Below are 13,552 nucleotides of genomic sequence, written 5' to 3'. Positions count from 1 at the left end.
CACGACATGCAACAGTCCAGAACCGCCCGCGCGTGGCTGGCGTCGCTGACAGCCGCCGCAGCGGCCGCCGCGTTCGTCATCGCCGCACCGCCTGCGCTCGCCGCCCCCGCAGACAAGGGAGCCGACAAGATCGACCAGTCCGTGCTGGACTCCGCGCAGCAGGGCGAGGAGACTCCGTTCTTCATCGTGCTCACCGAGAAGGCCGATCTCTCGGGTGCCCGCAAGGCGAAGGGTCACGAGAAGAAGGCGGAGCTCGCGTACACCGAGCTGACCACCACCGCGGCGAACACCCAGCGCCCGCTGCGCAACTTCCTCGACAAGAACCACGTCGAGTACCAGCCGTACTGGATCGCCAACACGATCCACGCCACCACGGCGGACGTGGAGCTCATCGAAGACCTCGCCGCCCGCAAGGACGTCGCGAAGATCGTCCCCGAGCGCACCTACGCCCTCGACGACACGATCGTCTCGGCTACAGCGGAGTCCGCGACCACGGCGGCCGCTGTCGCCGCGGACACCACCGTCGAGTGGGGCATCTCCGACATCAAGGCCGACCAGGTCTGGTCGCAGTACGGCGTGGACGGCGATGGCATCGTCATCGCGAACATCGACAGTGGTGTGCAGTACGACCACCCGGCCCTGGTCGCCAACTACCGCGGCAACCTCGGCAACGGCACCTTCTCGCACGACTACAACTGGTACGACCCGACCGGCGTCTGCACTGGCGGCGTCCCCTGCGACAACAACAACCACGGCACCCACACCATGGGCACCATGGTCGGCGCCGGCGGCATCGGCGTCGCGCCGGGCGCGACCTGGATCGCGGCCAAGGGCTGCGAGGGCCGCTCGTGCAGCGACCCGTTCCTGCTCGACGCCGGCCAGTGGATGCTCGCCCCCACCGACCACAACGGGCAGAACCCCCGTCCTGATCTCTCCCCCGACATCATCAACAACTCGTGGGGCGGCAGCGACGACCAGTTCTTCTACGCCGACATCATCGAGGCGTGGAACTCGGCCGGCATCTTCGAGGCATTCGCAGCAGGCAACGACGGCGACGGTGTGACCTGCTCGACGACGGCTGCCCCCGGAGGACGCGGCGAGGTCTACGGCGTCGGCGCCTATGACGTGAACGGCAAGATCGCGTCGTTCTCGGGCTTCGGCCCCTCCCCTGTCGACGGCTCGATGCGCCCCGACATCACCGCGCCCGGCGTGAATGTGCGTTCTACGATCCCCGGCAACAGCTACCAGTCGATGAACGGCACCTCGATGGCCACGCCCCATCTCGCCGGCGCTGTCGCCCTGCTGTGGTCCGAGGCTCCGTCACTGATCGGCGACATCCCCGCCACGCAGGCGCTTCTCAACCAGTCGGCGCGGGACGTCGACGACACGCACTGCGGCGGCACCGCCGGACGCAACAACGTGTGGGGCGACGGCAAGCTCGACATCCTCGCCGCTGTGGACGCGGCTCCGCACACCCGCGCGATCGTCACCGGCACCGCCACGGATGGTGTGACCGGCGCCGCGATCGCGAACCTCTCCGTGCACGTGACCGGCGCCGGCTTCGACCGGATCGTCACCACCGGCGCCGACGGCGGCTATCGTGTCGTCCTCCCCGCCGGCACCTTCCGGTTCGCGCTGAGCGGCTACGGCTACGCGAACCTCGTCGAGGACGGATACGTCGTCTCCGCAGGCACCGACGCCGACCACGACTTCACCCTCACCGCGGTGCCCCACCACAGCGTGACCGGCGTCGTCCGCGACGTCGTCGGCGCCCCGCTGTCCGGTGTCACGATCTCGCTCGGCAGCATCCCGGTGCCCGCCGTCAAGACCGACGCGCAGGGCCGTTACACTCTGCCCTCAGTGGCCGAGGGGACCTTTGCGATCACTGCGACGCCCACCGCCCCCGTGCTCTGCAACGGCGTCGCGAACGTGCCGCTCGTGGTCGCTGCCGACGTCGTCGAGGACATCGACCTGCCCGCCCGCACGGATGCGGCCGGCACCTCGTGCCTCCCCGCGAAGTACTCCTGGATCAAGGGTTCGACGAAGGTCGCGATCTCGGGCGATGAGGATGCCGCCACCGTGAAGCTGCCCTTCGCGGTGGACCACTACGGCACGAGCTATACGACCGCCGCGGTCACCACGAATGGCATGATCAACTTCGTCGCACCGCGCCTCGGCGACTACGCCAACAGCGCCCTGCCGACAGCCGCCGCGCCGAACGGCATCATCGCCGCGTTCTGGGACGACCTCGTCATCGACAAGAAGGCGAGCGTGCAGACCGCGACCGTCGGCACCGCCGGCAAGCGACAGTTCGCCATCGTGTGGAACAACGCCGCCGTCGCGGCGGACCCCTCGGTGCGCCTCTCCTTCGAGGCCGTCTTCGACGAGGCGTCCGGCACCGTCACCCTGCAGTACAAGGACGTCGCCGGTTCGCCGCTCGAGCGTGGCGCCTCGGCGACCATCGGCATCGAGAGCGGGAACGGCTCCGACGCGCTGCAGTACTCCTTCAACGAGGCCGTCGTGACAGACGGCTCGGCGATCAGCTTCATCCGAAAGGGACACTGATGTTCACCACCAGACAGCGCCGAGGCGCGGCATTCGTCGCCACATGCGCGGCCGTGACGATGGCGTTCAGCCTCGCGTCGCCGGCTCTTGCGGCGACGACCGACGGGGACCCGATCGTCCTCACGCCCGAGCAGGGCGAGGCGCTCGCCGCCCGCGCCACTGCCGACGTGTACGGCGATGCCGGCCGGGCAGATCCCGCCGCCGAGGCGCCTGCAGATGAGACGGATGTCGTGGACGGCGGCAACGAGCTGCAGGCCGTCGAGCCGCCCACCTGGAAGCAGACGGTGCACGCCACCGTCGAGGGCGATGGCGGGATGGTGCAGACTGCACCGCTCGCGGGTGCCGGCGACGACTACCTGACGATCGACGCACTCGGTCTCGTGCAGCGCCGCACCGCGGCCGGCGCTGAGGTCTGGCGTCGCGACAACATGTCGTTCTACACGGACTGGGGCGTCAAGAACGCCCGACCGTGGCAGATCGAGCCGTACCCGGCTCGCATCGTGATCGGCTACAACGCGGTCAGCCCGTTCGGCGCCACCAGCGAGAGCGGCTTCGCCACCGGCGACCTGAACGGCGACGGCGTCGACGACCTGGTGTTCTCCGCCGAGGTCGGCTCGTACCCTTACCGTCCGATGGCCGGCACCCCCTCCACGGGCACGTTCGTCACGATCCTCGACGGCGCCGACGGCCACACCCTGTGGACCAGGCTGTACGCCGGCGTCTACGCGCTCGACCTCGTGGAGGGCACCCTGGTGCTCGCGGACTCCCCGTCGTTCAACATGAACTCCCCCAAGGGCACGACCATGTCGCTGCACGCGCTGCGGTTCACCAAGGACGGCGCGAAGCTCAACGCCACGGAGGCCTGGACCTACACTCCCGACGCTCCGCAGCGCTCAGGCTGGGCCGACCTGGAGCCGGTCGGCCACGGCCTGCTCGCCGCGTCGTGGGACCGTCGCAAGGAGACTCTGGACACGGTGGTCTCCGGGCACACCCTGGTGATCGACACGAAGAGCGGCGCCGTCAAGTGGGAGACCACGACCGACGGGCTTTACTCTCGACAGCTGCGCTTCGACGCGTCGCGCCAGCGGATCGTCGCGGTCGAGCAGTCCGATGTCAACGACGGCGTGCAGTACCAGGTAGCGGCCTATCCGGTCGCCGACGGCGCTCGCACCGTGCTCGACACCCGTATCAACGCGTTCCCGCTCAGCACGGCGGTCGGTGACCTCGGTGACGGCGGAAAGTCGGAGATCGTCGTCAGCGAGTCCACTGTAGACAGCTCGATTTATTTCAACGCGTCCACCGTACGCGCGCTCGACGGTGACAGCGGTGCACAGCGCTGGTCCCGCACCCTCAAGCGTGCAGAAGGCAACGGTGGCGATGGGGTCCTCGGCTGGGGTGTCGTCGTCGCCGGTGGCCGCGTGATCGCCAATTACAGGGACGACCAGGGCTACGACACTGCTCTCAACCGTGCTGCGAGCGTCTCCGGGCGCATCTCCGTACTCGCCGGCAACAACGGCGCGGTGAAGTGGGAGCACACCGGCACGGCAGCATCGCCGGTCTGGTCCGAGGTGGTCGGCACGGGCAAGGACCTTCAGATCCGCACCGTCGACACACAGGAGAACATCCACCTCTACAACCTGGGCTCCGGCAAGGAGATGGGCATGTCCGCCCTCCGCGCCGACTCCTCGACGGGCGTCGCGCTCGACATCACGGGCGACGGCGCAGACGACCTGATCGTCGGCGGCAAGTCGGCGGCCCTCACCGCCTATGACGGCCACGCCCTGATGGCCGGCAAGCGGGTGCCCGTGTGGACGGCGACGCTCCCCGGCGGCGTGACCGACGTCGCCAAGGGCGATGTGAACGGCGACGGCAAGGCCGAGGTCGTCGTCGCGGCCGACACCGCCACCGCAGTGGTGGATGCGACGTCCGGCAAGGTGCTCCGCACGATCGCCGGTGGCGGCCAGTTCGTCCGCACCGTCGACCTGAGCGATGTGAACGGCGATGGCAAGGCCGAGATCGTCGTGGCCACCGACGCGGTACGCGTCTACGGCGCCGACGGCAAGCTCATCTGGGAGTACCGGCCCGCTGCGGACCTCGTCGTGGGTGACCTCTCCTTCGGCGACGGGCAGATCTATGCCGAGTTCGCAAGCCGCGGGTCGTTCGACAAAGCACCGGAGGACATTTACGTCCGTGCCGTTGCGCTCGACGCCACGACCGGCAAGGTGCGCTGGCAGGAGACGCCGACCGTCGACCCCGAGCTCCCGCTCGACGGCCTGGTGCACGGCGCGACGATGCGCGCCGCGACCTTCGCCTCTCCCGAGATCCCGTACGCAGATGGGCACGCCGTCGTGTACTCCTGGATCAGCCGGGATTCCCAGACGACCGCGCCCCGGATGTTCATGGAGATCCGCGACGGACGCACCGGGGAGGTGATCCGCTCCGCGGCGCTCGGTGGTCTGCATACGCTCGGCGGTTGGATCGCCGGCTCCGACGGCCTGATGGCGATCTCGCTGGGCGCGGTGTACACGTTCCGCCCGGACGGCGACGTCGAGACGCACACCGTCGCTGATCTGAACGACGCCGAGCTCGTCGCCGGCCCGAACGGTGAGCGACTCCTGGCCACGGCCACCGTCGGCGGAGTGAGCACGTATCGGGTTTCACATCTCCTGAATCCCGATAGCACCTTCATCTCTGCGTCCACTCAGACCGGCAACCTGTCCGGCCGGGAGCTCATGCTCGGCGATTTCGACGGTGACGGGCGTCAGGAAGCGGTCTCACTGACCTCCGACCTGCGCAGCGCCGACCGTGCGGCCGAGCTGTTCGGCACCGGCATCTCCCAGCCGTTCACGGCGATGCGCCAGTTCATGATCATCTCCTTCGACGCACTGTGAGCTGAAGTCCCCCGGCAGATCGGCCCCGTCCCCTGGGACGGGGCCGATCTGTGTTCCGCCGACTACCCTCTTAGGGATGGCACGTACGAGCGACCCCTCCGACGCTGCCAGCGTTCGAGACACGCTCGACCCGCCGCAGTTGCGCCTGCACCTCCTGGGAGGCTTCCGCGCGACCCGCGACAGCGGAGCGCCGATCCCGGAGCGCTGGCCGCGCCCGAGTGCACGCACACTCGTGAAGCTGCTCGCAATCGCGCCGGCGCATCGGATGCACCGCGACGAGATCATGGCCGCGTGCTGGCCCGACGCCGATCCGCCAGCGGCGGCCCGCAGCCTCGGCGTCGCCCTCCATGCCGCACGCCGTGCGCTTCAGCCGGAGCTGGTGTCCCGGCAGCCGTCGAACTACCTCGTCGGTGACGGAGCGATGCTGCAGCTCGATCCGGCCACAGTATGGATCGACGCCGACCATGCCGAGCGACTCGCCTCTCTGGCCCTCGCGAGCGGCGATGCCGCGCAGCTGCGGAGCGCCCACACCGCGCTCGACGGCGAACTGCTTCCCGAGGACCGCTATGCACCGTGGACGGCCGAGCGCCGCGATCACCTCGCCCGACTGCGGCTCCGCGTCGCTCTGGAGCTGTGCGAGGCGCTGCTCTCCGCCGACCCCGAGGAGGCGATCACGACCGCCAGGGGCGTGCTCGCCCAGCATCCGGCCGAAGAGCGCGCGCACCGCTCGGTCATGCGTGCCTCGCTCGCGCTCGGGCTGCGGCGGCAAGCGATCCAGCAGTACCACGCCTGCCGCGAGGCGCTCGACGTCGAGCTGGGTGTCCGGCCGAGCCCGCAGACCGAGCAGCTGCATCTCGAGATCCTGGACGTGAACGCCGGCGCGGCCGGACCGGTCGACGCGGCCATCCTGCCTCCGCCGGTGCTGCGCACCGCACTGGCCACCCCTCTGCGCGGCCGTCGCGAGGTGCTCGATCGGCTGGCGGTCGACGATACCGCGAAGGTTCTCCTCGTCACAGGAGAGGCCGGTCTCGGCAAGACCAGCATTGTCGCTGAGCACGCCCGTCGTGCGTTCGACGCAGGCGCGATCGTGCTCTGGGGAGCCGGGCACGACACCGAGGGCCAGACGCCCTACGGTGCGTTCGTCGAGGCACTCGACGGCTGGCTGTCCGGCCGTCCGGCGACCGAGCGCGCGCGTGCCGGCAGCGAGTATCCCGAGCTCGCCGGCATCCTGCCCAGCCTCGGCAACACGCTGCCCGAGCTGCAGCGCAGCCCGGACGACGAGCGCCGCCGCCTGTTCCAGTCCGTGACAGCCGTCTTCGAGGAACTCGCCGCGGCGGCTCCCGTGCTCCTGGTGCTCGACGACCTGCACGCAGCCGATCTCGGCACCGTGCAACTGCTCAGCAGCTTGGCCCGGCGGCAATCCATGACAGGTGCGTCGTGGCGCGTGATCGTGACGCTGCGCGAAGACGAGATCGATACGGACGACCCGCGCCGTGCGCTCCTCGACGCGCTCGCGCGCGATCGCCTCGCCGAGACACTGGCATTGCCGCGGCTGACGCGTGCCGAGTGCCTTGCCCTGGCCGCCGACGTCACCGGCGCGGACGCACCGGAGCGGGTGTGGGAGCTCTCGCTCGGACATCCGCTGTTCGCGATCGAGCTGGCGCGCGAGGTCGAGCACACCAGCGAGGGGCCGAGGTCATACGGCATCCGGCAACTCGTCACCGCACGGCTTTCCCGCCTGCCCGCTGCGGCGCGCCGCATCGCCGAGGTCGTCGCCACCGCCGGCGGGGAGGCGGCCGTCGCGGAGGTCGTGGATGTCGCCACGCAGGTACTCCATCCGCCGCTTTCGGCCGGCGAGACGGCCGAGGCTGTTGACGAGGCGCTCCGCTCCTCGGTGCTCTACGAGCGCGATGTCGTGATCGACGGACGCCCCGTGCCGGGTCTCGTCTTCCAGCATCCGCTCGTCCGGCTGACCGCCTACGACGAGCTGTCAGCGGTGCGCCGGCAAGTGCTGCACAGCGCGTATGCCGACGTCGTGCTGCGGCGGCGGCCGCATGCGGTCGACGCGCTGGCGACGCACCTGGTGCGCGCCGACGACCCGCGCGCCACCACCTACCTGCGTCAGGCGGCGGATCGTGCGGCGAGCCTGAGCGCGAACGACACCGCCGATCTCTACTACGCAGAGCTGATCAGCCGGCTCGACGCCATCAGCGCCGAAGCGGCGTGGGTGCGCCTCGACCGCAGCGTCGTGCTGCAGCGCACCGGGCGATTCGACGAGGCGCGCGCCGTGCTCGATGAGGCGCTCGGCGAACTGCGAAGGCGAGGCGACCACGACGGCGTCGTGCTCGCCGGCGCACGCATCGCGGAGGTGCTCGTCAGCACCGCCGCGCCGCAGGACGCACTGGTCGTACTCGATCGCGATCCGGTGACAGGCGCGACGGGACCTCTCGCCGCGGCGACCCACCATCTCTCCCGCACCCGGGCGCTGCTGGTCACCGGAGACTATGCCGACGCCGTCGAGTACGCACGGCGCGCGGAGAGCGTCGCCGCACAGACGCCGGAGAGCAGCAGGCGCGGTCTGTTCGCTCGCGCCCTCCAGTACCAGGCGGTGTCGCTCGCACTCGCCGGACGGGTGTCCGAGGCGGGACCGGCCGCCGAGCAGGCGCTCCCCCATGCCGAGGCCTACGGCGATCCGCAGATCCTGTCTTCGGTACTGTCCGTGCAGCGTGAGCAGGCACGCCGCTCCGGACGCCTTCGCGAGGCCCTCGCCATCGGTCACCACGCGCTCGAGCTGGCGATGCGCTCCGGCGAGCAGCTCTCCCAGGCGTTCGAGCAGGCGAACCTCGCGGAACTGCATCTGCTCGTGGAAGAGGTGGATCTCGCGGCCGAGCTCGCTGAAGCGGCCGTCGCGGCCGCGCCGCCCGCCCCTGCCGGCTGGTCCACGCCGTACGCGTTCGTGGCGCTGGCGCTGGTGCAGATCCGGCGCGGGGAGGATCCTTCCGGCGCACTCGACATCGGGCAGGCGGCCGCCGAGGCATCCGCCGATCGCCAGGCGCTCGACGAGATCGCCCGTGCGAAGGCGCTGCTGCTGCTCGAGCAGGAGAAGCCGGATGCCGCGCTGCACGTGCTCCGTGGATTGACCAGCGGGTCCGCCGCACTCGAGGCCTGGGCACGCCTTCAACTGGGCGATGCCGCAGCCGCAGAACGCATCGCCGCCGAGGAGATCTCCCGTGCGACGGGCGAGGGTGAGCTCATCACGGCGATCGACGCGCGGATCATCCTTGCCACAGCCCGGGCGCTACGGGGCGACACGCGCCGCGCGGCGCGCGAGTTCGAGGAGCTCACCGAGCTCGCTGAAGAACTCCCCTATCCCGCCGGGCTCTCCCGGATCGCTCGCGCCCGCGCTGCTGCCACCGAGGCGTGAGCGCAGCGCTCTCTGTCAGCGCGCGGCTGTCACGCCGTCGAGAGCCGTGCGTGCGGCGGCGACGATCGTCGCATCTGTCACGTCGAAGCCGGATGCTCCGCCGCCGGGGCCGCTCGGCGAGGTGTCGCCGGACGGCCTGCGGGCGGAGAGGTGCACGGCATCCGCTCCGACCGCCACGAACGCGGGGATGTCCACGGCGCGCACTCCTCCGCCGGGCATGATCTGCACACGGCCGTCCGACCGGCGTGCGAGCGCCTCGATCGTGCTCAGCCCGTCGATGCTGCGCACGGCGCCCCCGCTGGTGAGGATGCGGCGGATGCCCAGCTCGGCGAGTTGATCGATGGCGTCGGCCGGGGCGGTGAGCGTGTCGATGGCCCGGTGGAAGACGACCTCGGCGCCCTCCGCGGCGTCGATCCAGCGACTGACCGCGTCCACGTCGATCCGTCCATCGGCGTCCAGAGCGCCGACGACCACTGCCCCGGCCCCGCGACGCACGATCTCCCGTACGTCGGCGGCGACAACCGCGACTTCGTCGGCGTCGTAGACGAAGCCGCCCGGGCGGGGACGCACGAGCACCGCCACCCGCTCGGCGCGTCCCGCCACCGAGAGCACCGCCTCGACGGCCCCCGCCGACGGCGTGAGACCGCCCGTCTCCGCGAGAGCCTGACACAGCTCGACACGATCCGCGCCCGCCTGGAACGCGGTCCGCGCACCGGCGGCGTCCTGCACCGCGATCTCGAGCTGCACGCGATGCGCGCGCGGTGCAGAGCCGATCATCCGATCGTCGCCACCGCGACGGCCGCGCCGCGCAGCCCTTCGGGGATGCTCAGCGTGGCCGTACCGTCCGGACGCGCGGCCGACCGGGCGATCGATCCGTCCACCCAGCGGGCCTCCCGGCCGGCCAGCTCGGCGGGCAGTGCCACCTCGCCTGTCGCCGGATCGAGCGCGTGCAGGTGGACGCCTGCGGACGACGCCGTGTATCGCACCGGGGCGAGCGGTTCGCCGAACCGGATCCATGGCCGGGTGCCGTAGATCGCCTCGCCGTTCTCGCCCAGCCAGGCGCCCATCGCGCGCATGGCGGCCAGCTGCAGCGCGGGGATCGAGCCGTCGGCGGCGGGACCGACGTTGATGAGAAGGTTGCCGTTCTTCGACACGACGTCGACGAGCATCCGGATCAGCTCGTCGCCGGACAGCGAGTGGCGGCCGTCCTCGGCCTGATTGAACCCGAAGGAGTAGCCGAGACCACGCGTCGACTCCCACGGATGCTCGAGGATGTCGGGGATGTTCCGGTACTCGCGCGTGAGGAAGCCGTGGTACGGCACGCCCCAGCGATCGTTCACGACCCCCTCGGGCACGGCGTCGAAGTAGCGCTTCAGCAGCGCGGCCACGGCGAAGTCGTCGTCGCCCTTGCCTCCGTCCGGCCAGTCGATGTCGTTCCAGAGCACATCGGGCGAGAAGTTCTCCACGAGCTCCTCCAGCTGCGCGGCGGCGTAGCGTGAGAAGTGCTCGTCGTTCCTGCGGAAGCGGAACAGATCCGTGTCGGACTCGATCGGGGGGAAATCGCTGACGTGCCAGTCCAGCGCACCGGAGTAGTAGACACCGAAGCGGGCGCCGGCGCGCCGGGTCGCGTCGTGGAACTCGCGGATGAGGTCGCGTCGTGGGCCACGAGCGGCGGCGTTGAACCCCGTGGTCGCCGTGCCCCACAGGCAGAAGCCCTCGTGGTGCTTCGTCGTGGGAATGACGTACTTCGCGCCGGCGCCGACCAGCTCGCCGACGAAGGCGTCGGCGTCGAAGGCCGAGGCGTCCCAGCGGTCCGCGAGGTCTTCGTACGAGGTGCCGGGGCCGTACAGCTCCTGGTGCCGCAGCCAGGTCGGGCTGCCCGCGATGCGCACGGTGTTGCCGTACCACTCGGCGTACTGGTGCCAGGCATACGCGTCCTCGGTGGGGATGTTCACGCCCTCGCCGTGCTGCACCGCCCACGCCGGCACCGAGTACAGCCCCCAGTGCACGAAGAAGCCGAGCTTGGCGTCGCGGTACCACTCGGGCACGCCGTTCGCCGGATACTGCGGCGCGGAGGCGCCGAAGTCGGGGCCGGTGCGCATCTCGAAGTTCAGCATGCGGTGCTCTCCTCTCCGCGGCGGCCCACGACGGCGGTGAGCGCAGGGGTGCCGGTGGTGTCGAACGGGTAGACGCCGGGCTGCAGGTGGCTGTGGCCCAGACGGAGCAGATCCTGGTCGACCCCGCCCGGGGTGAGCGCAAGGGTCCAGTCCGCGGCCAGGTCGTAGAGTTCGGGCTCCAGGTAGCCGATCTTCACGACGACGATGTCGGCTGCCTCGGGGTCGAGCCCGAGCATCCGGAAGTCGTCCAGGTGGTGGAACGGCTTGCGTCGCGAGGTGATGATCGCGTGCAGGCCGCCCACCGCGATGACCGCCTGCGTGCCGGCATCCGCGTCGCCCTCGGTGATCGAGAAGACCGTCCCGGTGATCCGCACCGGGCCGCGCGGTCCGTGGTCCACGCGTGCACCGGCGTCGAGCGTCACGGTCGCCCCCACGCCCGCGGCCTCCGCTGCGGCGACCGCCTCGGCGTCGAAGATCGACGCGACGAGCGTGGTCCGAGTGCCGTCCGTCAGCTCGGGACGGGCCAGCAACTCGGCCAGCGTCCACGTGACGTCGCCGGCGCCGCCGGCCGTGGGGTTGTCGCCGGAATCCGAGATCAGGTAAGGATGCGCGGCATCCGGCGCGAGCGCCTTCTGCAGAGCCCCGTCCAGCGTGGCGGTCTCCGCCACGAAGACGAAGTCCTCGCGGCTGTCCCAGAACATCCGCGCGACGCGCTCCGCCTCGGCGGTGATGAGATCGCGGTCATCGCCGGTGACGACGACGTAGGCCTGACAGCGCGGCTCATCCGCCCAGGCGTACCCGATCCACACCGAAGCGTCCACGACGCCGTCCATCGCCTCGATCCCCGGGAGCTCGGCGTAGATGCCGCGCGCCGGCTCCAGCCTGGTGCTGGTCTTCTCGCCGGGCAGCAGCACGGGGACCGGCACCCACGCCTTGTACGGACGACGCAGCACCGGATCGGCGCCGTGCGGCCCCCGCAGCCGGTCGAGCAGGTTCCACACCGCCCGCTCCTTCGTGTTCATCCAGTCCTCGTGCGGCGCCATGCGATAGCAGGTGAGCAGATCAGCCTCGTCGCGCAGCACCTCGGAGACGTTCCCGTGCAGGTCCATCGACGTGGTGACCAGGGTGTCGGGCCCCAGCTCCGCACGGACCGCGCGGGCGAGATCGCCCTCGGCGTCCTGCATGCCGATCACGCTCATCGCACCGTGGATGTCGAAGAAGAAGCCGTCGAACGCGCCGCCGTCGCGGATGGCGTCGCGGATGCCGGTGACGATCGCATCCTTCATCCGCCGGTAGGTCTCCGGCGCCACGGCGCCACCGGGCAGGGAACGCCCGTGGAAGATCGGCACCCATCGGGCGGCCTCACGCAGCTCCCGGCCGGCGTCGAGGAAGGGGTAGTACCCGATGAGCTCGTCGCCGGTGCGGATCGTGAACGCCTCGTCGCCGGAGACGTGCGGCGAGAAGGTGCTCGACTCGATCGAGATGCCGGCGATGCCGATGCGCGGGGCGATCAGCCCGCCGTCGGCGACGGAACCCAGCGGCCCCTTCCAGATGTCACTCGCTTCCGGGCGGTCGGTCATGTGTCCTCCTGTACGACTCGGGTTCAGTATGCGGGAACGGCGTGGGCGCGCCGTGCGGATTGGATCGCGCCCAGAGCGACGGCGTCGCCGCCCATCTGCGCGGGAATCACCTGAAGCGGGATGCCGGTGATCGGCGCATCGGTGCGCAGCGTCTCCTCGACGGCCGGGGCGAGCAGATCCCAGGCCCGCGCCACTCCCCCGCCGACGATCGCCACAGGCACGTCGAGCAGCGTCGCCGCACTCGCGCAGGCCAGTGCGAGGGCCCTGCCGGCGTCGTGGAACACCGCGATCGCGTCGGCGTCGCCCTTCCTGGCCCGATCGGCCACCTCGCGCGAATCCAGCTCGTCGCCGGTGCGCTCGGCGTATCGCGCGCCGATCGAGGTGCCCGATGCCAGTGTTTCGAGGTGACCGGTCTGACCGCACGTGCAGCGCAGGTCGCTGTATCCGGGGGTGTGACCGATCTCGCCGGCCGCGCCGTGCGGGCCGTGCCGCAGGTCGCCGTCGACGATGAGCGCGCCGCCGACACCGGTGCCCAGCATCACGCCCAGCACGTCGCGGTCGTCACGACCGGCGGCCTCACCGAGCAGGAATGCGTTCACGTCGTTCTCGATCCGCACCGGCACGCCCAGACGGGACGAGAGCTCGTCGGCGAGCGGGAAGCCTACCCAGTCCACGAACGTCTCGGACGCCGCACGGATGGTGCCCGAGGCGTGGTCGACGACGCCCGCAGCGCCCACGCCCGCGGCGCGCAGCGAGGCGCCCGCCTCGATGCAGAGTCGCGTGACCAGGGCTGCGGCGGCATCCGCCATCGCGGCCCCGCCCTCCCTGGCCGGCGCGGCGGCGCTGCCCCGCGCCAGCACGGCGCCCTGCTCGTCGACGATGAGCGCGGCGATCTTGGTGCCGCCGATGTCGATCCCGGCGTCCGCGGGGACGCCGGCGGGCACAGCGGTGCCCTCGTACTGTCTCGTGCTCACG

General features: G+C 70.8%; 7 protein-coding genes. 3 read left to right on the top strand and 4 right to left on the bottom strand.

Annotated elements, in window-relative coordinates:
- Positions 1-6: 6 nt before the first annotated feature.
- The 3 genes from GON06_RS08880 to GON06_RS08870 all read left to right on the top strand — a co-directional run bounded on the left by GON06_RS08880 (position 7) and on the right by GON06_RS08870 (position 8,880).
- Entirely contained in the window at positions 7-2,565 is a 2,559-nt protein-coding gene (locus GON06_RS08880; RefSeq protein ID WP_157311950.1) for a S8 family serine peptidase, read from the top strand.
- A complete protein-coding gene (locus GON06_RS08875; protein WP_157311949.1) occupies positions 2,565-5,456 on the top strand; it encodes an FG-GAP-like repeat-containing protein in 2,892 nt (963 codons plus the stop codon). The genes GON06_RS08880 and GON06_RS08875 overlap by 1 nt, the downstream gene beginning before the upstream one ends.
- A gap of 76 nt (positions 5,457-5,532) precedes the next feature.
- Entirely contained in the window at positions 5,533-8,880 is a 3,348-nt protein-coding gene (locus tag GON06_RS08870; protein WP_157311948.1) for an ATP-binding protein, read from the top strand.
- Positions 8,881-8,895: 15 nt separating this feature from the next.
- Here GON06_RS08870 and GON06_RS08865 read toward each other — a convergent pair whose 3' ends face one another.
- From GON06_RS08865 to GON06_RS08850, 4 genes are read right to left on the bottom strand one after another with little or no spacing between them, the layout of a single operon-like run.
- A complete protein-coding gene (locus GON06_RS08865) occupies positions 8,896-9,657 on the bottom strand; it encodes a copper homeostasis protein CutC (protein ID WP_157311947.1) in 762 nt (253 codons plus the stop codon).
- Positions 9,654-10,997, bottom strand: a complete 1,344-nt coding sequence (locus GON06_RS08860) for an alpha-L-fucosidase (RefSeq protein WP_157311946.1) — start codon at positions 10,995-10,997, stop codon at positions 9,654-9,656. Before GON06_RS08860 ends, GON06_RS08865 begins: the two co-directional genes overlap by 4 nt.
- Positions 10,991-12,577, bottom strand: coding sequence for a M81 family metallopeptidase (locus GON06_RS08855; protein WP_157311945.1), 1,587 nt, complete (start codon positions 12,575-12,577; stop codon positions 10,991-10,993). The genes GON06_RS08860 and GON06_RS08855 overlap by 7 nt, the downstream gene beginning before the upstream one ends.
- A gap of 23 nt (positions 12,578-12,600) precedes the next feature.
- Positions 12,601-13,551: an ROK family protein gene (locus GON06_RS08850; protein ID WP_332837315.1), complete on the bottom strand. Its 951-nt coding sequence runs from the start codon at positions 13,549-13,551 to the stop codon at positions 12,601-12,603.
- Between the last annotated feature and the right edge of the window lies 1 nt (position 13,552).

This window comes from Microbacterium sp. MAH-37, assembly GCF_009758255.1.
GTDB lineage: Bacteria > Actinomycetota > Actinomycetes > Actinomycetales > Microbacteriaceae > Microbacterium.
Note: the sequence above shows the minus strand (reverse complement) of the source record. Positions and strands in the feature narration are given on the sequence as shown.